Genomic DNA, 24,662 nt, shown 5'->3' on the forward strand with positions numbered 1-24,662 from the left:
GATGGAGTCTGCCAGCCATCGGGTGGGCCCGGTACCCGCTGCCTAGAAGAGGGTCGCCGGGACGAGTGGCGGCGGATCCTTGGGGCGACCGGGATCCGACCCGCGGCGGCCGGTTCGAGCGGGCTCGCGTGCGGCGTCGGTGGCCCCTCCGCACCGGCGGCACACCCGTTGCCGCTTGGCCCGCCGGGCTGCGTCGTGCAGGGCCCGATGGTAGGTGGGGCCGGGTTGCATGGGCTCGCCGTCGCGGGTCCAGATGATCAGGTTCGCGATGCAGAACTGCGGGCAGCACCGGCTGCAACTGACCGGGCGCGCCGGCTTGCGGAACCGTCGGTGCTCGTGCCCGCCGGGACAGTGGCCCTCCCACGGCGCCGGCGGCAGCGGGGCTTCAGCGGGCAGGGTCCGCTCCGGGCGGGCACCGATCCGGCCGGCGACCTGGCGCCACTGGGTGCCGTGCCCGGCATCGGGGCCGGCCAGGGCGTGGGCGATCTCGTGCAGCACGGTATCCCGCACCAGATCGTCGGGGTGCAGTTCGGTCAGGTGCCGGCTCAGGGAGATGGTGCGGGTGTGGAACCGGCATAGTCCCGCGCGGCGTTTGGCGCGATCGAAGGCGAAGGTCCAGTCCCTCAGGCCGTGTTCGGCCATCAGGTCACGGGCCATCGACTCGGCTTGCTCCAGATTCACCACATCACCCCAACTGCACCGGTTGGTGCCGACTCTAATCGCTGCCACCGACACCCTCCGGCACCGCTGGTCCGGCCTCAGGCCGAGCCGACCTCGGCGAGGGCCTTGCGGATGCGCTTGGCCGAGACCGGGGTCGCGGTGCCCAGTTGTTGCGCGAAGAAACTGACCCGCAACTCCTCCAGCATCCACCGCACCTGCGCCAACTGCTCGGCGTGGTCCGGGTCGGTGGTGGCCCGGTCCGCGGCCCACCAGGCATCGTGCAGGTCCCGGATCTGCCAGGCCAGATCCGCGTCCCGGTTCGGGTTCTCCGCGGCCTTGGCCAGCCGCATCGTGGCCGCCTGCAGGTACCGGGGCAGATGCGTCAGTTGCTCCGGTGGGGTGGTGGTGAGGAACCGGTCATGAATCAACGCGGCGTGCTGGTCGCGCACATCCGTGAGCACATCGAGCAGTGCCATGGAGGTGGTGGCCTTGATCTGGGCCTGCAGCTCCCGGGAGGCATCCAGGATCTGCACCGTCAGGGCCGCCAACCGGTAGATCTCATCCTCCAGCCGGGCCCGCACATCGGCCTGGACCTGCGCGAACGCCTCGGCGGTGCGCACCTGCGCCAGGTCCCTGGTCGCGGTGAGGGAGGCCACCGCGGCCCGGTGCAAACCGGTGACCAGGGCGGCGGTGTCCCGGTACGGGCTGGCGGCCAGCGACAGCGCCTCCCGTCCGCCCCACCGGCTGGAGACCCGCCCGGTGGGCAGAGCGGTGCTGTCGGCCAGCAACCGCCGCACACCGGCGCGGTGGGCGCCGGGCTGGGCCGCGGCATCCTGCAGCACCCGTAGCGACACCCGGCCGGTGGCCTCACCCTCCACCACCAACGCCGGGTGGCCGCGGATCTCCAACCCGCCGGCGCCGGTGGCGGTGACCACGTCGGGGATCTGGCCCATCGAAGGCCATCCGGTCAGGTTCTTCTCCTCAGCCAGCCCGGCGCGCACGCCGCCCTGCGGGGAGGCCGAGCGGTCGCCGCCGCCTTCCGCCGCCCCGGCACCGGCTGATGCCGCGCCGGCACTCGCCGCTCCAGCACCCGCCGATGCCGCGCCGGCGGTTCCGGGCCCGGCAGCCGGGGACCCGGCGCGTTTCTGGGCCGCCAGCAGCGCCGACTTCACCGCCGTGCGCACCGCGTCGCCGGACTGCCGGGACAACTCCCGCTGTAACGCCTCCAGATGTTGACCGGTGCCCAGCACCGCCCCGCGCTCGGCGTGCACCTGGAAGGTGATGCGCAGGTGCGGGGGCAGTTTCTCCGGATCGCGGTCATCGGCGCTGATCTCCAGCTCCGGGCGCACCTGCCGGGCGGCGGCGGCGAAGGCCTCGGCGTAGGAGACCGCTCCCTCTCCGGCCGGGGCCATCTGCTCCCACGGCGGCAACAACTCGGCGATCGCGCGGGCGGTGTCCGGCGCCGGCACCAGATGCTTACGGATCGGCTTGGGCAGCGCCTTGATGCTGGCCACCGTCAGTTCCTGCAGGAGTCCGGGCACCAGCCAGTCGAATCCCTCCGGCCGCACCCGGCTCAGCACCGCGATCGGGATGTGCACGGTGACCCCGTCGGCCTCGGTGCCCGGTTCGAACTGGTAGGACAGCGGCAACGTCAGGTCCCCCTGCTGCCACACCTGCGGGTACCGGCCGGAATCGAGTTCCTGCACCTGCGGCACCAGCAGTTCCACGCTCAGGTTCAGCAGGTCCGGGTGCTCGCGGCGGGTCTGCTTCCACCAGGTGTCGAAGTGGGCGGCGGTGACCACGTGCTCGGGGATGCGTTCGTCGTAGAAGTCGAACAGGCCGTCCTCATCCAGCATCAGGTCCCGCCGGCGCTCGCGGGCCTGCAGTTCCTCGGCCTCGGCGATCACACCGGCGTTGTGCTCGACGAAGGCGTGGTGGGTGCGCCACTCACCGTCCACCAGGGCGCGGCGGATGAACATCTCCCGCGCCGCCGGGGCATCGACCCGGGCGTAGGGGACGGGCCGGTCGGCCACCAGGGTGAGCCCATAGAGCATCACCTTCTCCTTGACCATGCCCGCACCCTGCCGGGTGGACCAGTACGGCTCGGAGTAACTTCGTTTGATCAGGTGGGCCGCCAGCGGCTCGACCCACTCGGGGCGGATCCGGGCCGCGGTGCGGGCGAACAGCCGCGAGGTCTCCACCAGTTCGGCCGCCATCACCCAATCCGGGCGCTTCTTCGCCAGGTGGGAGCCGGGGAAGATCACGAACCGGGCCCCGCGGGCGCCGAGATAGTCCCGTTTGCGCTCATCCCAGGAACCGATCTGGGTCAACAGCCCAGTCAGCATCGCCTGGTGCACCGCGTCGGCGTCGATGTCCCCGGGTGCCTGCAGACGACCCAGGTGGATGCCCAGCGGCTTGATCATCTGCCGCAGTTGGGTGTGCACGTCCTGCCACTCCCGGATCCGCAGGAAGTGCAGGTACTCCGCCCGGCACATCCGCCGGAACGCCGAGGACGACAACTCGGCCCGCTTGGTGCGCAGGTAGTCCCACAGCCGCAGGATGGACAGGAAGTCGGATGTCTCATCGGCGAACCGGCGGTGCTTGGCGTCGGCCTGCTGCTGGGCATCCGGTGGGCGCTCGCGCACGTCCTGGATGGACAAGGCCGCCACGATCACCAGCACCTCGGCGGCCACCCCGAGCCGGTCGGCCTCCAAGAGCATCCGGCCCAGGCGCGGGTCGATCGGCAGGTGCGCCAGGGAGCGGCCCACCTTGGTCAGGCGCAGCCCGGGAGTGGCCGACGACGACGCGCCCCGCGGGGCTGTCTTCGCTGCGGTGGGGTGCAACTCACCCGGGTGAGCTGCGTCCGCGGGACCCGGACGGGCGGGCCGGGCACCGTCGTCCTCGGTGATCGCACCCAGTTCGGTGAGGAGGGCTACCCCGTCCCGGACGGAGCGGGTGTCGGGCGGGTCGACGAAGCCGAACTTGGCGACCTCCCCCAGACCCAGGGCGGTCATCTGCAGGATCACCGAGGCCAGGGAGGTGCGCAGGATCTCCGGTTCGGTGAACTCCGGGCGGGATTCGTAGTCGGCCTTGGAGTACAGCCGGATGCAGATGCCGTCGGCCACCCGCCCGCAGCGGCCGGCGCGCTGGTCGGCGCTGGCCTGGGAGACCGGTTCGATCGGTAGTCGCTGGACCTTGGTGCCCTTGGAGTAGCGGGAGATGCGGGCGGTGCCCGGGTCGATCACGTACCGGATGCCCGGCACGGTCAGGGACGTCTCGGCGATGTTGGTGGCCAGCACGATGCGCCGGTTGGAGTGCGCGGCGAAGACCCGGTGCTGGTCTGCCGCAGACAGCCGCGCGTACAGCGGCAGGATTTCCACCTCGGGGCCCGGGCGGCCGGACAGGTGATTGGTGAGGGCCTCGGCGCCGTCGCGGATCTCGCGCTCCCCGGAGCAGAACACCAGGATGTCGCCGGGTCCCTCGGCCATCAGTTCATCGGCGGCCAGGCAGATGGCGGTGGCCTGGTCCAGGGGTTCGCGCTCGCCTGAGTTTCCGCGGGAGCGTGTGGCAGCGGCGCTTCCGCGGGAGCGCGCGGGGTCGCCTGCGCCGGCCCCAGCGCCGGTGCCGCCCGCGCGGCCGGGTGCTTCGTCGTCGTCCGGGGTTGTCTCCGTGTCCGGCACCAGGGGGCGGTAGCGCACCTCGACGGGGTAGGTGCGTCCGGACACCTCGATCACGGGGGCGGGGGTGCCGGGGGAGCCGAAGTGCTCGGCGAAGCGCTCCGAGTCGATGGTGGCCGAGGTGATGATCACCTTCAGGTCCGGGCGCTTGGGCAGGAGTTGGTGCAGGTAGCCGAGCAGGAAATCGATGTTGAGGGACCGTTCGTGGGCCTCGTCGACGATGATGGTGTCGTAACGGCGCAGCATCGGGTCGCGCTGGACCTCGGCCAGCAGGATGCCGTCGGTCATCACCTTGATCAGCGTGGTCTCGGAGACCTGGTCGGTGAAGCGCACCTGGTAGCCCACGGCCTGGCCGACTTCCGTGCCCAGTTCCTCGGCGATGCGTTCGGCCACGGTGCGCGCGGCGATCCGGCGGGGTTGGGTGTGCCCGATCGTGCCCTCGATACCGCGGCCCAGGTCCAGGCAGATCTTCGGCAACTGGGTGGTCTTGCCCGACCCGGTCTCCCCGGACAGGATCACCACCTGGTTCTTCTCGACGGCCTCGGCGATCTCCTCCCGGCGGGCGGAGACCGGCAACTGCTCCGGATAGGCCACCTTCGGGACGGCGTCCCTGCGCCGCTGGAGTAACTGGGGACCGGGCTTTCGGTAGCCCTCGCGGCGGCGCCGGGGTCGGCGACGTCGTGACCCGCGCTCGGGCCGCCTCTGGTTGTGCTTCGTCTCGGTCACCGCGCGCCATTGTCTCAGGCGGGCAGGCGGCGGTGAACTCAATAGTGGGTTCGAACCGGCGTGGCCATGGCGTCAGGGCAGCATGCGCGGAGCGTGCTCATAGTCCGAACGCGGGGGTGGGGCGGAGCCGTAACCGTCGCGGTTGACGGTCCGGATCGCGAAGGCCACCAGGGACAGGATCAAGGCGAGAACAACGATGAGAGTAAGCATGGCAGTTATCGTGCGCCCATCGCGTCCCTGCCACCAGTGGCAGATATGCCAACATCCGTTTAGTTTCTGCCAACCGTCCCGAGGCCTCATCGGACGATGCGGTGGCAGAGATATTGCTACCCATTGATTTCCTGCCATCGGTGCAGGATGCTGGGGTGATGCGAAAGGTCGCGGTGATCGTGCAGGACGGCGTCGAGCCGTTCGGGCTCGGCGCGTTGTGTGAACTCTGGGACGAGCCCTACCACCCCGATGACGACAACCCGGTGTTCGACTTCGTCGTCTGTGCTCCCGAGCCGGGCCGGATCCGAGCCAACTCCGGTTTCGATGTGCACGTCGAGTACAGCCTGGATGCCGCGAGGGATGCGGACCTGATCTGCGTGGCCCCGAAGCGGGATATCGACGCCGATCACCCGGACGTGCTGGACCTCCTCCGCGAGGCCGATGCCGAGGGCCGGAGCCTGTTCTCGCACTGCACCGCGGCCTTCACCCTCGGACGGGCCGGCCTGCTGGATGGTCGGCGGTGTGCCACGCACTGGCGTTATGCGGACCGTCTGATCGCCATGTTCCCCGAGGCCGTGGTGGACCGGGACGTGCTGTACGTGACCGACGGCAGCCTGACCACCGGTGCCGGTGCGGCCGCGGTGCTGGACGCCGGCCTGCACCTGATGCGTGAACTCTTCGGTGCGGGTACCGCGGCGACCGCGGCCCGGCGGATGGTGGTGCCCCCGCACCGCTCCGGTGGCCAGAGTCAGTACATCGCCCGAGCGGTCCCGGACTGCCGGGCCGAGACGCTCGGACCCCTGCTGACCTGGATCGTGGCGAACCTGCAGGAGGATCTGAGCGTGGAGGCGCTCGCCCGCCGTGCGCACATGTCGGCGCGCACCTTCGCCCGGCGCTTCCGGGCCGAGACGGGTCAGACACCGCACGCCTGGGTGGTCAGTCAGCGAGTGGCCGCGGCCGAGGAGATGCTGGAGAGCGGCGACGGGTCCGTGGAGTGGGTCGCCGACCAGGTCGGATTCGGCAACGCCGGCACCCTGCGTCAGCACTTCCTGCGTGAACGAGGTGTGTCCCCGCAGGCCTACCGGCGCACGTTCGGGACGCTGGAGAAGGCCGGGCGCTGACCGGCAGCGATGTCGCAGGTCTGGTACGTCAGTTACGGCTCGAACATGAGCCGGCAGCGGTTGCTGTGCTACTTGCAAGGCGGCTGCCCTCCGGGTGGAGCTCGAACCTACCCCGGAGCGCGGGACCCGAGCCCGCCCACCCGGGCTGTGGCCGTCCATCTGCCCGGGCGAATCTACTTCGCCGGGCGCTCGCTGACCTGGGGCGGTGGGATGGCCTTCTACGACCACCACCAGCCCGGCCCCACGCCCGCGCGGGCCTACCGGATCACGGTCGGGCAGTTCGCCGATATCACCGCCCAGGAGATGCGGAGGGAGCCGGTGGCCGACGGCCGGCTGGAGCAACTCCTTGCCCGCGGCCTCACCGACTCCAGCCACCGGGTCGGGCCCGGTCGGTACGAGACGTTGGTGGACGTCGGTGCACGGGATGGGCTGCCGATGCTGACCTTCACCAGCCCGGGCGGGCTCGATCACACCGAGCAGGTCGCCCCTACCCCGGCCTACCTGGCCATGCTTGCTCAAGGGCTGCGGGAGGGGCACGCCTGGACCGACGAGCGCATCGCCCGCTACCTGGAGGACGTGAAGCCCTGAGCGTCCGTGTGGGGGCGCATGGTCGCAATCAGGCGTGCCCGGGCCGCGGCAATGGTGCGGGAGCCGCGGCCCGGTGCTGCCAGTGCCCCGGCGCCGAGACGTACACACGACCTCCTCTCCGTCACTCGGCCCTCGCAGGGCCCGTTGCCGTCGGCGCCTGTAACACGGGTGCGTCATCGGGCAGAGTCCGCCCCTCGTCGTCGGACTCGTCGTGCCCGCTCGGAGGGCTGTCGCCGTCGACTTCCTCGACGCCCGGGTCGGAGTCGATGCGCGCGTGCCGTAGGCCCCACAGGATCACCGCCGCGAGTACCGCTAGACCGAGGGTCGCGAAGGCATAGGTGTTCCGGGTGGCGACGGCGAAGGCGTCGATGGCGGCAGCGTGCAGCGGCACGCCGAGTTCGTCCGGTAGCGACCGGGCGGCCGCGAGTGCCGAGCCGATGCTCTGCAGGCTCAGTTCGCGCGTGGCCTCATCCAGACCGGCCGGCAGGGTACCGCCGAGTCTGCTCTGGTAACTGACGAAGGCGATCGTTCCCCCGGTGGCCAGTCCGATGGTGTTCCCGAGGCTCCCGGCGACGTCGGTGCTCGCCGAGGCCGAGCCGGTCTGCGCCGCGGGGGCGCTGTTGACGATGATGACCGCGCCGAGCGCGAAGACTGGTGCTGCGCCGGCAGCGATGATCGATACTGCCGCAAGGGCCGGTGCCACCGACGCCTCGCCCTGGAGCAATACGGCCATGAGGAGCGCTCCACCGGCGGCGATCAGGACGCCTGTTCCCATGACTGCGCTCGGCCGGACCCACCGTAGGAGTGATGGCGCCAGAACCGTCGCGACGATGGAGAGGGTCGCGGGGATGATCAGCAGCATGCCGGCGGTGAACGGGGAGTGCCCGAGCCCGACCTGCAAGTACTGGGCGAACTGCATGTCGGCACCAGCGGTGGCAAGGATCACCAGCAGGATCGCCACGAGCCCCACGGTGAACGACCGGGAGGCAAACAGTGCCGGGTCCAGCAACGGCGCGGTCAGCCGGAGTTGACGCCGGATGAACAGCAGGCCCGCGACGAGACCGACGGCGACCGCTGCCACCTGCGGCAGTCCCACGTTCCGGGAGGCGAGTTCCTGGCCGCCGTAGACCACGAGGGCCACCGCGGTCAGGGACAGCAGCACGCTCACGGTGTCGATCCGTCCGGCCCCGCTCCCGGGGACCTTGGGCAGGGTCGGCGCCAGCAGTGCTACGAGGAACGCGATCGGCACGTTGAGCAGGAAGATCGACCCCCACCAGAAGTTCTCCAACAGGGCGCCGCCGATGGGTGGGCCGAATGCCACCCCGCCGGAGAACGCCGACATGAAGATGGCCACGGCGCGGGAGAACTGGGCATCGGATGTGAACATGCGCCGCAGCAGGGCCATCCCTGCCGGGATCATGGAGATAGCCGAGAAGCCGATCAACGCCCGGGCGGCTATCAGGTACTCGATCGAGGGGGCGTAGGCGGCCAGCAGGTTCGCACTGCCGTAGGCGAGTGCGCTGATGACCAGCAGCCGTCGCGGGCCGAACCGGTCCACCAGGCGCCCGGCGGTCAGCACCAGCCCGGCGCCGACCAGGTCTCCGATGTGCAGCATCCATAACTGCTGGGTGGCAGTGGGTTCCAGAGCTGCGGCGATCGTCGGGGTGGCCAGGAAGAGCACGGTCATGTCGATGGCGACCATGAACACCGGGACGGTCAGCAGGGCCAGACCTGCCCATGCGGCCAGGTTCGCCCGCGCAGGACGTGGAGTAGTCATCTCAAGTCTCATAACGTTACGTAATGGAACGTTATGAACGTAGGCGATGCGCGCGTCGGCCGTCAACCCCCTCGGCAACACGATCGGGCGATCCAGGGGCTCTACGTCCACTCACGTCCGCACCGGTTCGCGGGAACTTGCTCCGATGTATTAGTGCCCTACTCCGCCGCTTCGGGGATAACGTCACCGGATCGTAATCAAACATCGGAGCGCTCAACCCTTGTTGGCCAACTTGTGTCCAAGTAGGGTGACGGCCAACCACCGAGATCAATGAGGCTTCGATGACGACCAAGGCTCGCCAGTCGCTGAGCGTGCAGATCTACACCGAACTACGTCACGAGATCGCCACGCTGCAGTTGCGGCCCGGCACGATGCTGTTCGAGAACTCCCTGGCGGCCCGGTACGAGACCAGCCGGACCCCGGTGCGTCAGGCCCTGACCCGCCTGGAGCAGGAGGAGTTGATCGAGGTACTGCCTCAGCGCGGGGCGCAGATCGCCCCCCTCTCGATCCAGCGCATCCTCGAAGCCCAGGAGATCCGCAACAGCCTGGAGGTTACCGCGATCCGTAAGGCGGCGGAGCTGTGGCGATCGTCGGAGTTGAGGTTCCGTCGCTACGACGAGCAGATCCGGGAGAACCTGCGCGAGCAGGACCACGCCTCGAGCCAGGGCGACCTGGCCTCCTTCGCCCGCCTGGACGGGGAGTTCCACGCCATCTTCATGCGGGTGGCCGGGAACCTCCTGCTGCTGCACATGGTGGAACAGGCCCGGGTGCACCTGATGCGGATGCGTTACCTGGAGTTGCGCACCATGCGCCACGACGAGAGGGCCATCGCCCAGCACCGCCGGCTCCACCAAGCCGTGCGGTCCAACGACGCCGAGCGTGCCGTCCTGATCCTGATCGACCACCTGCAACTGCTCACCGCCGCCCGTGCTGAACTCGTCGCCGCCCATACCGAACTGTTCTCCGCCTGAAGGCAAGGAGCCCCATGTCCCGAATCACCGATGTCTCGGTCCGCATGCTCGACATCCCCGTCGAGGTGCCCCGCTCCGACGCCATCCAAGCCTTCACCTCCCAGGAGACCCCGTTCGTTGAGATCCGCACCGACGACGGGCTCACCGGCCGCGGATACACCTACACCATCGGCACCGGTGGCAGCGCGGTGATGGCCCTGCTGCGCGATGTGTTCGCGCCCCAGTTGCCCGGTCAGGACGCCCGCCGGATCGAGGCGATCTGGTCCGCCCTGCACGGCTCCACCCGCGCCACCACCACCGGTGCGCTGACCTCCCTGGCGCTGGCCGCCGTCGACACCGCTCTGTGGGATCTGAAGGCCCAGCGGCAGAACGAACCACTGTGGATCGCCGCCGGCGGGTACCGCCGTCAGGTCCCGATGTATGACACCGAGAGCGGTTGGCTGCACCTGGACGCCGACGACCTCATCACCGGGGCGCAGGCGATGCGGGACAAGGGCTGGAGCGCGCTGAAGGTCAAGGTCGGCAAACCCACCATGGCCGAGGACCTGGAACGGCTCCGGGCGGTTCGCGAGGTGGTCGGTGACGACGTCGACATCATGATCGATGCCAACCAGGCCTTCACCGGAGCCGAGGCGCTGCGCCGCATCACCGCCTTCGACGCTGCCGTCGGGATCGCCTGGTTCGAGGAGCCACTCCCGGCCGACGACGTGCTCGGCCACGTGGAGCTGGCCCGGCGCACCTCGGTGCCGATCGCGGTGGGGGAGACCCTGTACAGCCCGGCCCAGTTCCGCACCTACCTGAACAGCAACGCCGCTGCCATCGTGCAGGTCGATGTGGCCCGCGTCGGGGGTATCACCCCCTGGCTCAAGGTCGCCCACCTGGCCGAGGTCTCCAATGTGGATGTGTGCCCCCACTTCCTGATGGAACTGCACGTGAGCCTGGTGGCGGCCATCCCGAACGGGCGCTACGTGGAGCACATCCCGCAACTGACCACCCTGACCCGCACGCACGTGGAGATCGAGGGGGACCGGGCCAGCGCCCCTCGCACCCCCGGCCTGGGTATCGACTGGGACCTGGACAGGGTTGAGGAGTTGACGATCGCATGAGCAGAGTCCGCCTCGACGTCGACCACGCCCGGGATGTGGCGGCCGCGCTGCTGCGCGGCGCGGGAGTGCCCGACGACGACGCGCACCTGACCGCCGACTGTCTGGTCTACGCCGATCGCCGTGGCACCGCCTCACACGGTTTGCTGCGCCTGCCGCTCTACCTGAGCGCACTGGTAGCCGGGGGCATCAACCCGCGGCCCCAGGTGCGCTGGCTCAACTCCCACCCCGGCGGTGGCCTGCTGCACGCCGACGGCGCCCTGGGGCAGGTGGCGATGGGACAGGCTGTGGAGTTCGTCGCCGAACGGATCGAGGCAAGCCCGGTGGTGGCCGTCGTCGTCCAGGACTCCACCCACTACGGCGCCGGCGCGTACTGGTCCGACCTCATCGCAGACCTGGGCTGCGTGGCCCTGATCACCTCCACCACCGGCCCGGTCGCCACCCCGCACGGGGCGCACCGCACCATCCTGGGCTCCAACCCCTTGACCATCGTCCTGCCCGCCGGCACCGAGGGCCACCTCACCGCAGACATCGCCACCAGTGCCGGTGCCTACGGGAAAGTGGTGGAGGCCGCCAACGCCGGGGAGCAGATTCCCCCCGGCTGGGCGGTGGACTCGGCCGGACGGCCCACCACCGATCCCGACCAGGCCCTGCGTGGGGCCCTGATCGCGATGGGCGGCCACAAGGGCTCGGCGCTGATGGTGGCCCTGGAAGGGCTGTCCGCGGCCCTGGGGTCGGCGGCCTACGCCTTCGAGACCGAGGACATCTGGGTCAATCCCGCCTCCCGGATGAACGTGGGCCACACGCTGATCGCGTTGAACCCGGCCTTCTTCGGTGGCACCGACCACACCGCCGCCCGGGTGGAGACCCTGCGGCAGGCCGTACGCGACGCCGGCGAGCCGGGAGCGGTGCACGCACCGGGAGATATCGAACTGGCTCGCGCTGCCCGGAACACCCGCACCATCGAGGTGGCCGAGTCCACCGTGACCGCCGTCAATGACCTCGCCCTGGCCCACCACACCCCCCTCCTGCGCCCCGACAACCAGCCCGGGGATGGCCCCGCCTCCTAGAGAAGCCCCTACCACCCACCTTCCGAACCCGAACCACTCAGCAGTTCAAAGGAGAATGAGATGAAGACCCGCACCCGCACCATCGCCAGCCAGGTGAGCATGCTCGCCGCGATCGGCCTGGTCGCCACCGCCTGCGTCTCCAGCGAGGCACCCGGCTCCGGCGACGCCGAACCCGACACCGACGACAACGGCACCGAGGTGACCGAGGACGACGCCGAGCCGGGCGATGACGTGGAGACCACCACCGCCCGGTTCGCCTACGTCTACGACCCCTCCCACCCGGTGGGAAGCTGCGGCGTCCCCGCCATCCAGGACGGGCTCGAGGGCAGCGGCATCTCCATCGACGACTACCCCGCGGCGCAACTGGGCAACGAGGCCGAACTGCTCGAGCAGGTGGCCAGTGGTGGCCTCGAACTGGCTGTGGCCGGCCCCTCCTTCCTCGGGGTGTGGCACGAGGAGGCGGCAATGTTCGACGCCCCGTTCCTGTTCCGGGACGTGGACCACTTCCAGGAGACCCTCGATGGCCCCATCGCCGAGGACGTCTGGGGTGACCTGGCTGAGGCCTCCGGCCTGAACGTGCTGTCCTCCTGGTACTACGGCACCCGGCACGTGACCTCGAACATGGAGGTGAACACCTCCGCCGACCTGCAGGGGGTGACCCTGCGCGCCGCGGACGCCCCGCTGTACCTGACCATGGCCGAGATCATGGGCGGCTCACCCACACCGATGGCTCTGGACGAGGTGTACCTGGCACTGCAGCAGGGCACCATCGACGCCCAGGAGAACCCGATCCCGACCATCGCCAGCCAGGGCTTCCACGAGGTGCAGGACTACATCAACCTCACCGGCCACATGATCCAGGGCGTCATGGTGGTCACCAGCGACCAGTACCTGGACTCCCTCTCCGATGAGGACCGCACCGCCCTGGAGGAGGCCATGGTCGGGGCAACCGAGGCCGTGCGCGACTGCATCGAGCAGCAGGAGAACGACTTCCTCGAGGAATGGCGCGAGACCGGTGAGATCACCGTGAACGACGACGTCGACCACGACCACTTCCGCGAGCGGGCGATGGAGATCGTGCCGGAGAACTTCGCCTGGGGTGACCTCTACCTCGAGATCCAGGGTTCCTGACGGTGACGGCGGCGCCCTCGGACCAGGACTACCTGGAGAAGAAGTCGCGGATATACGGCGCGGTGGTGTTCATCGAGCGTGTGCTCTCGATGTGGTTGCTCACCGCGTTGCTGGTGCTCATCGGGATCCAGGTGTTCACCCGGTACGTGCTGAACTCCCCGTTCGTCTGGACGGAAGAGTTAGCCAGGTTCGTGTTGATCTGGTTCGCGTTCATGTCCGCGGCCTTCGTCATGGCGCGCCGCCGTCACATCACCGTGCTGCTCTATTCGGCCCGCTCCTCCGGGCGGGTGATCGCCGCGATCGATGCGTTCGCCTACTTCGTGGTCCTGATGGTCTCGGCGGTGATGACCTACGGCGGTTGGGACCTGGTGCGCGCAACCGGCCGGCTGAATGCCCCGGCCACCGACATTCCGCTGAGCGTGGTCTATGCGGCGTTGTTGGTCGGGTCGGTACTGATGACGCTGCACGCGGCGTTCAACCTGTACCTGGCCGCGCGGTACCCGGGCCGGTACCAGGAGTCCGACGACATCGAGAAGATCGGACTCTGAGATGACCGTTCTGTGGATGATTCTGGCCCTGTTCCTGCTCCTGGGGCTGCGCGTGCCGGTGGCGTGGGCCCTGCTGGTCCCGGCCCTGGTGTACGTGGCGTTGGACGGTTCGGCGAGTTTCCAGATCGCCGCCCAGCAGACCGTCTCCGGGGTGAACACGTTCCCGTTGCTGGCGGTGCCGTTGTTCATCATGCTGGGCAACATCGCCAACGTCTCCGGCATCTCCGACCGGTTGTTCAACGCGGCCACCGCGCTGCTGGGTCACTTCCGCGGCAGCCTGGGCTACGTCAACGTGTTCACCAGCTTCGGGTTCGCGTGGATGAGCGGCGCGGCGATCAGTGACGCCGCGGCACTCGGCCGGGTGCAGGTGCCGGCGATGCTCAAGCGGAACTATCCCGAGGGCCTGACGCTGGGTATCACGGCCGGTTCCTCGCTGATCGCCCCGATCCTGCCGCCGTCGATCCCGGCGATCATCTACGCCGTCACCGCCGGGATCTCGGTGGGTGCGCTGTTCATCGCCGGGATCGTGCCCGCGCTGCTGCTGCTCACGGTGCTGTGCGTGACGGTGTTCGTCTCCCTGCGCAAGCGCAACGACCTGCGCCTGGCCAAGGCCAGTGTCCGGGACCAGGTGACGCTGTCACTGAAGGCCCTGCCGGCGCTGGGCGCGGCCATCGTGGTGCTCGGCGGGATCCTGGGCGGGATCTTCACCCCCACCGAGGCCGCCGGGATCGGCGTGGTCTACATGACCGTACTGGCGATCTTCTACGGGGCGATGAACTGGCACAACGTCAGGCGCGTGCTGCAGAACACGGTGGAGACCACCGGGTCGGTGCTGATCATCGTGTGCGCAGCGGCGTTGTTCGGTTGGGTCCTGGCCCGTGAACGGGTTCCGCAACTGGCCGGGGAGTTCATCTTCGGCCTGACCGAGAACCCGATCGTGTTCCTGCTGCTGCTGAACGTGCTGCTGTTCATCATCGGGGCGATCATCGAGCCGACCGCGGCGATCCTGGTGCTGGTCCCGGTGCTGGCACCGGTGGCCACCCTGTACGGGCTCGACCCACTGCACGTGGGCTCGGTGATTATCTTCAACCTGATGCTGGGCCTGCTCACCCCACCGGTGGGACTGGTGCTGTTCGTGCTGTCCAGCGTGACCGACATACCGGTCTCACGGATCATCCGCGGAGTGGTGCCGGTGTACGTGCCGCTGGTGGCCGTGCTCCTGCTGATCAGTTTCATCCCGTTCTTCACCACCTGGCTGCCCGGAGTGCTCGGGTAGCCGCCCGTTAACCGAAAGGACCTTCATGACCACCATCGCCTCGGTGCGCACCGACGACGTGCGGTTCCCCACCTCCCTGGAGCTGGACGGCTCCGACGCGGTCAATGTGGACCCGGACTATTCCGCGGCCTACGTGCAGATCACCACCGAGTCCGGGGAGAGCGGGCACGGCCTGGTGTTCACCGCCGGGCGCGGGAACGAGATCGTGGCCCGGGCCATCGACTCCTACGGTGACCTGCTCATCGGCAAGGACACCGATGAGTTGCTGGGTGACCTGGGCGCGGCAGCGAAACTGCTCGTGCACGACTCGCAGATGCGCTGGCTGGGCCCGGAGAAGGGGGTGAGCCAGATGGCCGCCGGGGCTCTGATCAACGCCCTGTGGGACCTGGCCGCCCGCCGCGCCGGCACACCGCTGTGGCGGTTCATCGCGGAGATGAAGCCGGAGGAGATCGTGCGTGCGGTCGACTTCACCCATATCACCGACGCGCTCACGCCGGAGGAGGCCCTGGAGATCCTGCGTAAGGGGCAGGAAGGCAAGGCCGAACGGATCGAACAGCTCCAGCGCGAGGGCTTTCCCGCCTACACCACGACCCCGGGCTGGCTGGGCTACTCCGATGAGAAACTCCTCCGGCTGAGCAGGGAGGCTGTGGCCGAGGGGTTCGACCTGATCAAACTCAAGGTCGGCGGCTCCCTGGAGGACGACCGGCGCCGCATGGCGCTGGTGCGCAGCGAGTTCGGCCCGGACCTTCGGGTGGCCATCGATGCCAACCAGCGTTGGGACGTGAACGAGGCGATCGAATGGGTGAACGCGCTGGCCGAGTTCGACCCGTGGTGGATCGAGGAGGCCACCAGCACCGATGAGATCCTGGGGCATGCGCGGATCCGCGCCGAGGTGGCGCCGGTGAGGGTGGCCACCGGTGAGGCGGTGGCGAACCGGATCGTGTTCAAGCAACTGCTGCAGGCCGGGGGGATCGACATCATGCAGATCGACGCCACCCGGGTGGCCGGGGTGAACGAGAACCTGGCGAACCTGCTGCTGGCCGCCAAGTTCGGGGTTCCGGTATGCCCGCACGCCGGTGGGGTGGGGTTGTGCGAATTGGTGCAGCACTTCTCCTTCATCGACTATGCGGTGGTGTCCACCTCCCAGCAGGACCGATACATTGAGTTCGTCGACCACCTGCACGAGCACTTCGTGGAACCCGTGCGGGTCCGCGGTGGCCGTTACCAGGCACCCGTACAGCCCGGCATCGGCGCCGAGATGCACGCCGCATCGCGGCAGCGCTGGACCTTCCCCGACGGCCCCGGGTGGCAGGAGGTCGCAGGCCGGGCGGCAGTGACCGGTGCCACGCGCGCCCACGCCGACTCCAGTGCCGACACCGACACCAACCCCATGGAGACGTCCCGATGAGCGCGGACCTGAACGAGACCCTCACCGCCGCGAAACTGCTGCCCGACGACGTCGGCAACGCCACCCTGATCGGGCGGGTCTGGGACCCGGCGGCCGGGGGCCCCTCGGTGGTGCGGGTGAGCGCCGACGACGTGATCGACCTGAGCGGTTCGGTGGCCACGGTGCGCGACATCACCGAGCACCCCGACCCGTCCGGCTACGCGGCCGGACTGGACGGGCCGAGCCTGGGGTCGCCGTCGGCGATCGTGGCCAACACCCCGCCGGAGCGGCGGGATGCGTCCCTGCCCGGGTTCCTCTCGCCGGTGGATGTGCACGTGGTCAAGGCCGCCGGGGTGACCTTCCCGGTGTCGATGATCGAACGGGTCATCGAGGAGCGCGCCCATGGCGACGCCGGCGCCGCGGCGAAGATCCGTGAGCAGATCGGCGCGGTGGTGGGCGGGTCGCTGCAGGACCTCAAGCCCGGCTCGGAGGAAGCGGCCCGGGTCAAGGACATGCTGGTGGAGCGGGGCTGGTGGAGCCAGTACCTGGAGGTCGGCATCGGCCCGGATCCCGAGGTGTTCACCAAGGCACCGGTGCTGGCCAGTGTGGGCACCGGGGTGGAGGTCGGGCTGCACGCGGACTCGGCCTGGAACAACCCCGAGCCCGAGGTGGTGCTGGTGGTCTCCTCCACCGGGCGCGTCGTGGGGGCCACGCTCGGTAACGACGTGAACCTGCGCGATGTGGAGGGTCGCTCCGCGCTGCTGCTGCCCAAGGCCAAGGACAACAACGCCTCGGCCGCGATCGGCCCGTTCCTGCGCCTGTTCGACGAGGGCTATCGGATGGATCAGGTGCGCGCAGCGGACGTGACGCTGACCATCGAGGGCACCGATGGGTTCCGGCTGGAGGCCAACAGCCCGCTGTCGAAGATCAGCCGGGACCCGGAGGACCTGGTCTCCCACGTGATCGGTGACCATCACCAGTACCCCGACGGGTTCGCGCTGTACCTGGGCACGCTGTTCGCACCCACCCAGGACCGCGGGGAAGGTGGTTCGGGCTTCACCCACTCCCTGGGCGACATCGTCACCATCAGTGAGCCCGGTCTCGGGTCGTTGGTGAACCGGGTGACCCACAGTCACCAGGCCGAGCCGTGGACGATGGGGATCGACGCCTTCTACCGCAACCTGCTGCAGCGGGGTCTGTTGCGCTGAGGTGGCGCGGGGTCTGGGCGCAAGGCGGGTCGCTGCCGTTGGGCCTGCCGCAGTTTGCCGACTGTGCCAAGGTGAACGGCATGGGCGATGTGCAGCTGATCACCAGCCGGGAGGTGCCCCTCGGGGGGCCGCGGGCGATGCGGGTGCGCCGGACCTTACCGCAGCGGGCCCGCTCGCTCATCGGCGCCTGGTGCTTCGTCGATCACTACGGTCCCGACGATGTCGCGAGCACTGGTGGGATGGATGTCCCGCCGCATCCGCACACCGGCCTGCAGACAGTCAGCTGGTTGTTCACCGGAGAGATCGAACACCGCGACACCACCGGTGCCCACGCCCTGGTCCGACCAGGGGAAGTGAACATCATGACCGCCGGGCACGGCGTGGCCCACTCGGAGGTCTCCACCCCCGCGTGTGGCACCTTGCACGGGGTGCAGTTGTGGACCGTGCTGCCCGAGGCCTCCAGGCACTCCACCCGGGACTTCACCCACCACGTCCCCGAACCGCTCACCCTCCAGGGTGGTGAGGCCCGGGTGCTGATCGGGTCGTTGGCCGGCCATACCTCCCCGGTGCCGGCTTACAGCCCGCTGCTGGGTGCTGAACTGACGCTCGATCCCGGCACCGGGATCGCCCTCGACGTCGAGCCGGACTTCGAGCACGGAGTGCTGGTGGACGCCGGGCCGGTACGCCTGGAGCAGACGGAGTTGGAACCGAGCGAACTCGGCTACCTGGGCACGGGCCATGACCGGCTGAGGCTGACCAACCCGACCGACCGGCCCGCCCGGGTGATGCTGCTGGGCGGTGAACCGTTCCCGGAGCCGGTGATGATGTGGTGGAACTTCATCGGCCGCACCCATGAGGAGATCGTCGACTACCGCACGGCATGGGAGGCGGGCTCGGAACGATTCGGACGGGTCCAGGGCTACACCGGCACTGTGCAGCGTCTGCCGGCCCCGCCGATGCCCAACGTCCGTCTGAAACCCCGCATGAACCCGCCCGGTGACGGCGACCCGAGCGCCTGGGGCTAGGACGGGACCGCCACGAGCGTGGTGCCTCAGTCCCCGGTGAGGCGCGCGGCGCCGTGCAGCCAGTGCTCCACACCGGCGATGTGCGCTGCCGCCTGGGCGCGGGCCAGGTCCGGGTCGCGCACCTCGATCGCATCCAGGATGGCGGTGTGGTCGGCCAGGGTGCGTTCGACGACGCCGGCCTGGGTGATGCCGCGCCAGATACGGGCGCGCACGGTGGCACTGGAGATGGAGTCGATCAGGCTGCCCAGGTAGTTGTTTCCGGCCGCGTCGGTGATGCCCTTGTGGAATCGCAGGTCGTGCTCGACCAGCTCCTCCACCGTCGCGGCCTTGGCCACCTGGTCCAGGTCGGCGCGCAGGGCGGCGATCTGCTCGTCGGTCATCCGGCTGGTGGCGCGCGCCGCGGCAGCCTCCTCCAGCACCCGCCGCACCTCGAAGATCTCCAGCACCGAGGCGTCGTCGTGCAGGTCGATCACGAACGAGATCGCCTCGAGCAGTAACCTCGGATCCAGGCTGGTGACGTAGGTGCCGTCGCCGCGGCGCACGTCCAGCACCCGGATCACCTCCAGGGCCTTGACCGCCTCGCGCATCGAGGAGCGGGAGAGCCCCAGGCGCTCGCTCAGTTCCTTCTCCGGCGGCAGCCGCATCCCGGGCTTCAGTTCACCGCTCATGATCATCGACTTGATTTTGGTGATCGCGTGGTCGGTGACTGCCATAGCGTTGAGCATAGTGAGGGGGTGGGATCGCCTGGGGCTGTACCGCGCTGAACGTACCGGCCTCAGGAAGGCATGCGCAGGTCGTTCATCCCGCCGTCGACCGACAGCGAGATACCCGTCACCGCTCCGGACAGCGGCGAAGCCAGGTAGGCGATCGCGCGTGCCACGTCGATCGGTTCGACCAGCTCATTGGTGGGCTGGCGAGCACGCAACTGCGCGAGCATCGTCTCGGGGTTCTCGGCCGAGGCGAGCAGCCGCTGCACCCACGGTGTGTTCACAGTGCCGGGGGAGACGCAGTTGACCCGGATGCCCTCACGCACGTGATCGGCCGCCATCGCCCGGGTCAGCGCCAGCACCGCGCCCTTGGAGGCGGTGTAAACGGCCCGCTGGGGCAGCCCCACCAGCGCGGCGATGGAGCAGGTGTTGACGATCGCGGCAGCCCGGGAGCGGCGCAGGTGCGGGATCGCTGCCGCGCTGACCCGGGCGATACCGACCACGTTGATGTCCAGTACCTGCAGCCAATCCGCGGAGGAGTTCTGGGTGACGTCGCCCTGGGCGCCGATCCCGGCGTTGTTGACCACGATGTCCAACCCGCCGAGATCAGCAACGACCCGTTCGATCGCGGCTTTGACCTCGTCATCGGACTGCACATCGGCCCGGTACAGGGGCAGCCCCTCCGGTGGTGCGCCCTCGTCACGGTCCAGGAGCGCCACCCGCGCCCCACGCTCGGACAACTCGACGGCGGTGGTGGCTCCGATCCCGGAAGCACCGCCGGTGACCACGGCCACCAGACCCGAGAGGTCCTGTGCCGGGGCGCTCATGCCTGCACCAGTTCCTGGCGCTGACGGCCCAGGCCCTCGATCTCCAGTTCCATCACGTCACCGGCGCGCAGGTAGGGCTGGCCGGGCAGGCCCATCGCCACGCCGGCCGGGGTGCCGGTGTTCACCACATCACCGGGGTGCAGCACCATGAACTGGCTCAGGTAGTGGATGATGTGCCCGACGCCGAACACCATGTCCGCGGTGGTGCCGTCCTGGCGCAGTTCCCCGTTCACCCACAGGCGCAGATTCAGGTTGCCCGGGTCGGCCACCTCATCGGCGGTGACCAGGACCGGGCCGAGCGGGTTGAACGTCTCGCAACTCTTGCCCTTGTCCCACTGCCCGCCGCGCTCGAGCTGGAACTCCCGCTCCGACACGTCGTTGGCGATGGCGTACCCGGCCACGCAGTCCAGGGCCGCCTGCTCATCGGGCAGGTACCGGGCGGTGCGACCGATGACGACGGCGAGTTCGACCTCCCAGTCGGTCTTGACCGACTCGCGGGGGATGAGCACCTGATCATCCGGGCCGACGACGGTAGCCGGGTCCTTCATGAACAGCACCGGTTCGGCGGGGATGTCCATCCCGGACTCGGCGGCGTGGTCGCGGTAGTTCAGGCCGATGCAGACAACCTTGCCGGGCCGTGCGATCGGGGCGCCGATGCGGCCGGGCTCCAGCGGCGGCAGGCCCCCGAGCACCTCGGCCCAGTCCACCTCACCCTGTCGGCCGAGGAACTCGCCGTCGACCTCCTTGGTCACCGAGCGCAGGTCGCGCCAGGTGTCGCCGTCCAGTGCTGCCGGGACCTCAGCCCCGGCGGGTCCTACTCGTCCGAATCGCATGGTGTTCTTTCCCTGCTCTGGTGTGGTGTTATCAGGCCTGCCCGGGGATTCCCAGATGCCAGCCCAAAGCCTAGTCATCCGATGTTTAGGGTGTCGACCTTGACCGGATGGCGGAACCTCGGGCTCGAGGTCGGGTGTGCCATCCACCTGCGGACCGATTCTCCGACTGAATCGGCTGTGGGTGTCTGTCGCTCAAGGCGTGTTGCTCGGGCGGAACCTCAACCCGGGCGGGATGACTCAGGCGCCGAGCCGTTGATCCCACTGCTCGAGTTCGCTCAGCAGCGACCACTCCCAGCCGGTCAGGCCTTCGCCGTCCAGCCGTGCCCGCAGGCCGTCCTCGTCCCCGCCGATCAGGTGCAGGACCGCGTCGCGTTCAGCGCGCGCCTCGGCCTCGGTGGTCTCGGTGTGGTCCCTGTGCTGTGTCATGATTTCCTCCGCATCCGCGGGCGATCGGCGCCGGCGTCCAGCCGATGCCATCTGCCTCCAATGTCGCACCCGCTCAGCATGCACCCCGGCACCGACACTCCGCCGGAAGCGTTCTGTTTCACACGTTGCGCCGGTACTGGCCGCCCACCTCGAAGAATGCCTCGGTCACCTGCTGCAGGGAACACACCCGGGCCGCGGCCATCAATTCGGCGAAGGCGTTCTCGCCGGTCACCGCCACCCGCTTGAGCCGCTCCAGCGCCTCGGTGGCCTCCTCGCGGTGGCGCTCCTGGAAGTCGGCAACACGCTCCAACTGGGAGCGCTTCTCCGCTTCGGTGGCGCGGGCCAACTCCACCGTGGCGTCCTCGGGCTCTTCCGAGGGCGGACGGCGGAAGGTGTTCACGCCGATGATCGGCAGCGTGCCGTCGTGCTTGCGGTGTTCGTACAGCAGTGATTCGTCCTGGATCTTGCCGCGCTGGTACCCGGTCTCCATCGCGCCGAGCACGCCCCCGCGTTCGGAGATCCGGTCGAACTCGGCCAGCACGGCTTCCTCGACCAGGTCGGTGAGTTCATCGATGATGAACGAGCCCTGGTTGGGGTTCTCGTTCAGCGCCAGCCCCCACTCGGAGTTGATGATCAACTGGATCGCCAGCGCCCGTCGCACCGACTCGGCCGACGGGGTGGTCACCGCCTCGTCGTAGGCGTTGGTGTGCAGGCTGTTGGCATTGTCGTAGATGGCGATCAGGGCTTGCAGGGTGGTGCGGATGTCGTTGAAGTCCATCTCCTGGGCGTGCAGGGAGCGCCCCGACGTCTGCACGTGGTACTTCAGTTTCTGGCTGCGCTCCCCGCCGCCGTACTTCTCCCGCATCGCCACCGCCCAGATGCGGCGGGCCACCCGCCCGATCACCGAGTACTCCGGGTCCATCCCGTTGGAGAAGAAGAAGGACAGGTTGGGTGCGAAGTCGTCGATGTCCATCCCCCGGGCCAGGTAGGACTCCACGTACGTGAACCCGTTGGCCAACGTGAACGCCAACTGGCTGAGCGGGTTCGCCCCGGCCTCGGCGATGTGATAACCGGAGATCGAGACCGAGTAGAAGTTGCGTACCCCGTTGTCGATGAACCACTGCTGGATGTCGCCCATCATCCGCAGCGAGAACTCGGTGGTGAACAGGCAGGTGTTCTGCCCCTGGTCCTCCTTGAGGATGTCGGCCTGCACGGTGCCGCGCACGTTCGCCAAGGCGTGCCCGCGTAACTCCTCGGCTTCGGCGGCGCAGGGCTCGCGCCCCTCGTCCTGGCGGAAGGCGTCCAGTTGCTGGTCGATGGCGGCATTGAGGAAGAACGCCAGCACGGTGGGTGCCGGCCCGTTGATCGTCATCGACACCGAGGTCGCCGGCGACACCAGGTCGAAGCCGTCGTAGAGGGCCTTCATATCCTCCAACGAGGCGATCGAGACACCGGAGGTGCCGACCTTGCCGTAGATATCGGGCCGGGCGGCAGGGTCGTGACCGTAGAGGGTGACCGAATCGAACGCGGTGGACAGCCGAGTGGCCGGCTGGCCCTCGGAGAGCAGTTTGAAACGCCGGTTGGTGCGGAAGGCGTCGCCCTCACCGGCGAACATCCGGGTCGGATCCTCATCGGCTCGCTTGAACGCATAGAGCCCGGCGGTGAACGGGAAGCGCCCGGGCAGGTTCTCCCGGCGCCAGAAGCGCACCATGTCCCCGGCGTCGCGGAAGCGCGGCAGCGCCACCCGGGGCACCTTCGTGCCGGACAGGGATTCCCGGGTCAGGCGGGTGGTGATGTCGCGCTCGCGCACCCGCACCGTGTGCTCGCTCCCGGAGTAGACCTGCACCGTCGCCGGCCATTGCTGCTGCTGCTGGAGCACCTCGGCCGGCAACGCCCGGCGTGCGTCCTCGGCAAGCCGGGCCACGTCGTCGTGCGCTTTGCCTGCCGCGGACAACTCCTCGAGCGCGAACTCCAGGTGCTGCACCCGGCTGGCCGCATCGGCGTAGGTCTCGGTGTCGGCATGGTAGCCCCGGACCGTCTCGGCGATCTCGGACAGGTAGCGCACCCGGGCCGCGGGGACCACCGGGGTGATCATCGAGGAGTACTGGACGTCGACTCTGGGCAACGCGCCCTCGCCCACCTCCAGCCCGCGTTCGCCGAGCCGGTCGCGCAACTCCTGGTACAGCGCCGTCACGCCGTCGTCGTTGAAGGTGGCCGCGGAGGTGCCGTAGACGGGCATGTCCTGCGGTGTGGAACCGAAGGCCTCCCGGTTGCGCACCATCTGGCGGCCCACATCGCGCAGCGCATCCATCGCTCCGCGGCGCTCGAACTTGTTGATCGCGACCACGTCGGCGAAGTCGAGCATGTCGATCTTCTCCAGTTGGCTGGCCGCTCCGAACTCCGGCGTCATCACATACAGCGACACATCGGCCAGCGGAACGATGCCCGCGTCACCCTGCCCGATCCCGGGGGTCTCGACGATGATGAGGTCGAAACCCGCGGCCTTGAGGATCTCGAGGACGGCCGGTACCGCCTCGGGCACCTCGCTGTGCCCGCGGGTCGCCATGGACCGGAAGTAGGTCTGCTCACCGCCCAGTGCGTTCATCCGGATCCGGTCGGCCAGCAGCGCACCACCACCCTTGCGGCGCGTGGGGTCGATGGCCAGCACCGCGATGCGTAACCGGTCGCCCTGGTCCACCCGGAAGCGGCGCAGCACCTCATCGGTCAGGGACGACTTGCCTGACCCCCCGGTGCCGGTGATACCCAGCACCGGCACCGGATTGCGCCCGGCGGCCTCGGCGTACCGGCCTCGGTCGGCCTCGCTGATGCGCCCCAGTTCGGCGCCGGTCACCGCCCGGGCCAGCGCGGTCCGGTCACCGGCCAGGACGTCGTGGACGTCGGCTCCACCGAGTTCCCACAGGTCGACGTCGGCCTGTTCGATGACCTGGTTGACCATCCCCGGCAGTCCGAGTCGTTGACCGTCCTCGGGGGAGAAGATCGTCACTCCCGATTCGCGTAGCCGAGTGATCTCCTCGGGCACGATCACGCCGCCCCCGCCACCGACCACCTTGATGTGGCCGGCACCGCGCTCGGCGAGCTGGTCGACGAGGTACTCGAAGTACTCCACGTGCCCGCCCTGGTAGGAGGAGACGGCAACCGCCTGGACGTCCTCCTCCAGGGCGGCTTCGGCGACCTCCTGCACCGACCGGTTGTGGCCCAGGTGCACCACCTCGGCGCCCTGGGACTGCATGATCCGGCGCATGATGTTGATCGAGGCGTCGTGCCCGTCGAACAGGCTGGCAGCGGTGACGACGCGGACCGGGTGCTCCGGCACATGCAGGGGTCGTGCGTGTTCGGTCATGGCGTCCTCGGCTCACCGTCGGGTGCATCT

Annotated in this window: 20 protein-coding genes; 11 read left to right on the plus strand and 9 right to left on the minus strand. The window is 69.1% G+C overall.

Features of this window, described 5'->3' with window-relative positions; all coding sequences use genetic code 11:
• Positions 1-42: 42 nt before the first annotated feature.
• The 3 genes from ACO0LU_RS15755 to ACO0LU_RS15765 all read right to left on the minus strand — a co-directional run bounded on the left by ACO0LU_RS15755 (position 43) and on the right by ACO0LU_RS15765 (position 5,273).
• Positions 43-729 carry a SprT-like domain-containing protein gene (locus ACO0LU_RS15755; RefSeq protein ID WP_424792303.1) on the minus strand — a complete coding sequence of 229 codons (687 nt, stop codon included), beginning with the start codon at positions 727-729 and terminating at the stop codon, positions 43-45.
• Between the two features lie 29 nt (positions 730-758).
• Positions 759-5,063, minus strand: a complete 4,305-nt coding sequence (locus ACO0LU_RS15760; RefSeq protein WP_424792304.1) for a DUF3418 domain-containing protein — start codon at positions 5,061-5,063, stop codon at positions 759-761.
• Positions 5,064-5,135: 72 nt separating this feature from the next.
• Entirely contained in the window at positions 5,136-5,273 is a 138-nt protein-coding gene (locus ACO0LU_RS15765) for a hypothetical protein (RefSeq protein WP_424792305.1), read from the minus strand.
• 155 nt (positions 5,274-5,428) lie between these two features.
• On the opposite strand from ACO0LU_RS15765, the gene ACO0LU_RS15770 reads away from it, so the two are divergent.
• Both ACO0LU_RS15770 and ACO0LU_RS15775 read left to right on the plus strand, forming a co-directional pair.
• The gene (locus ACO0LU_RS15770; protein ID WP_424792306.1) at positions 5,429-6,394 is read left to right on the plus strand and encodes a GlxA family transcriptional regulator; all 966 of its coding nucleotides are present in this window, start codon (positions 5,429-5,431) and stop codon (positions 6,392-6,394) included.
• Positions 6,395-6,403: 9 nt separating this feature from the next.
• Entirely contained in the window at positions 6,404-6,982 is a 579-nt protein-coding gene (locus ACO0LU_RS15775; RefSeq protein WP_424792307.1) for a histone deacetylase, read from the plus strand.
• A 121-nt stretch (positions 6,983-7,103) separates the two neighbouring features.
• Here the strand turns inward: ACO0LU_RS15775 and ACO0LU_RS15780 are convergent, their stop codons facing one another.
• Entirely contained in the window at positions 7,104-8,759 is a 1,656-nt protein-coding gene (locus ACO0LU_RS15780) for an MFS transporter (protein ID WP_424792308.1), read from the minus strand.
• A gap of 281 nt (positions 8,760-9,040) precedes the next feature.
• Here ACO0LU_RS15780 and ACO0LU_RS15785 point away from each other — a divergent pair, with 281 nt between their 5' ends.
• The 9 genes from ACO0LU_RS15785 (at position 9,041) to ACO0LU_RS15825 (ending at position 18,478) form a co-directional block, all read left to right on the plus strand.
• Positions 9,041-9,730 carry a GntR family transcriptional regulator gene (locus ACO0LU_RS15785; RefSeq protein ID WP_424792309.1) on the plus strand — a complete coding sequence of 230 codons (690 nt, stop codon included), beginning with the start codon at positions 9,041-9,043 and terminating at the stop codon, positions 9,728-9,730.
• 14 nt (positions 9,731-9,744) lie between these two features.
• Entirely contained in the window at positions 9,745-10,836 is a 1,092-nt protein-coding gene (locus tag ACO0LU_RS15790) for a mandelate racemase/muconate lactonizing enzyme family protein (RefSeq protein ID WP_424792310.1), read from the plus strand.
• Positions 10,833-11,903: an Ldh family oxidoreductase gene (locus tag ACO0LU_RS15795; RefSeq protein WP_424792311.1), complete on the plus strand. Its 1,071-nt coding sequence runs from the start codon at positions 10,833-10,835 to the stop codon at positions 11,901-11,903. The genes ACO0LU_RS15790 and ACO0LU_RS15795 overlap by 4 nt, the downstream gene beginning before the upstream one ends.
• A gap of 60 nt (positions 11,904-11,963) precedes the next feature.
• The gene (locus ACO0LU_RS15800; protein WP_424792312.1) at positions 11,964-13,034 is read left to right on the plus strand and encodes a DctP family TRAP transporter solute-binding subunit; all 1,071 of its coding nucleotides are present in this window, start codon (positions 11,964-11,966) and stop codon (positions 13,032-13,034) included.
• Between the two features lie 2 nt (positions 13,035-13,036).
• Entirely contained in the window at positions 13,037-13,582 is a 546-nt protein-coding gene (locus ACO0LU_RS15805) for a TRAP transporter small permease (RefSeq protein WP_424792313.1), read from the plus strand.
• A gap of 1 nt (position 13,583) precedes the next feature.
• Complete coding sequence (locus ACO0LU_RS15810) at positions 13,584-14,858, plus strand: TRAP transporter large permease (protein WP_424792314.1); 1,275 nt, start codon at positions 13,584-13,586, stop codon at positions 14,856-14,858.
• Between the two features lie 25 nt (positions 14,859-14,883).
• A complete protein-coding gene (locus ACO0LU_RS15815) occupies positions 14,884-16,266 on the plus strand; it encodes an enolase C-terminal domain-like protein (RefSeq protein WP_424792315.1) in 1,383 nt (460 codons plus the stop codon).
• Positions 16,263-17,453, plus strand: a complete 1,191-nt coding sequence (locus tag ACO0LU_RS15820) for a fumarylacetoacetate hydrolase family protein (RefSeq protein ID WP_424792316.1) — start codon at positions 16,263-16,265, stop codon at positions 17,451-17,453. Before ACO0LU_RS15815 ends, ACO0LU_RS15820 begins: the two co-directional genes overlap by 4 nt.
• A gap of 80 nt (positions 17,454-17,533) precedes the next feature.
• Complete coding sequence (locus tag ACO0LU_RS15825; RefSeq protein ID WP_424792317.1) at positions 17,534-18,478, plus strand: pirin family protein; 945 nt, start codon at positions 17,534-17,536, stop codon at positions 18,476-18,478.
• Between the two features lie 26 nt (positions 18,479-18,504).
• Here ACO0LU_RS15825 and ACO0LU_RS15830 read toward each other — a convergent pair whose 3' ends face one another.
• The 5 genes from ACO0LU_RS15830 to icmF all read right to left on the minus strand — a co-directional run bounded on the left by ACO0LU_RS15830 (position 18,505) and on the right by icmF (position 24,632).
• Complete coding sequence (locus tag ACO0LU_RS15830; protein WP_424792318.1) at positions 18,505-19,191, minus strand: FadR/GntR family transcriptional regulator; 687 nt, start codon at positions 19,189-19,191, stop codon at positions 18,505-18,507.
• 62 nt (positions 19,192-19,253) lie between these two features.
• A complete protein-coding gene (locus ACO0LU_RS15835) occupies positions 19,254-20,012 on the minus strand; it encodes an SDR family NAD(P)-dependent oxidoreductase (protein ID WP_424792319.1) in 759 nt (252 codons plus the stop codon).
• Positions 20,009-20,845, minus strand: a complete 837-nt coding sequence (locus ACO0LU_RS15840; protein WP_424792320.1) for a fumarylacetoacetate hydrolase family protein — start codon at positions 20,843-20,845, stop codon at positions 20,009-20,011. The genes ACO0LU_RS15835 and ACO0LU_RS15840 overlap by 4 nt, the downstream gene beginning before the upstream one ends.
• 237 nt (positions 20,846-21,082) lie before the next feature.
• Positions 21,083-21,271 carry a hypothetical protein gene (locus ACO0LU_RS15845; protein WP_424792321.1) on the minus strand — a complete coding sequence of 63 codons (189 nt, stop codon included), beginning with the start codon at positions 21,269-21,271 and terminating at the stop codon, positions 21,083-21,085.
• A 118-nt stretch (positions 21,272-21,389) separates the two neighbouring features.
• Entirely contained in the window at positions 21,390-24,632 is a 3,243-nt protein-coding gene (icmF, locus tag ACO0LU_RS15850) for a fused isobutyryl-CoA mutase/GTPase IcmF (protein WP_424792322.1), read from the minus strand.
• Between the last annotated feature and the right edge of the window lie 30 nt (positions 24,633-24,662).

The organism is Pseudactinotalea sp. Z1748 (assembly GCF_049725185.1).
Taxonomy (GTDB): Bacteria; Actinomycetota; Actinomycetes; order Actinomycetales; family Beutenbergiaceae; genus CALKWS01.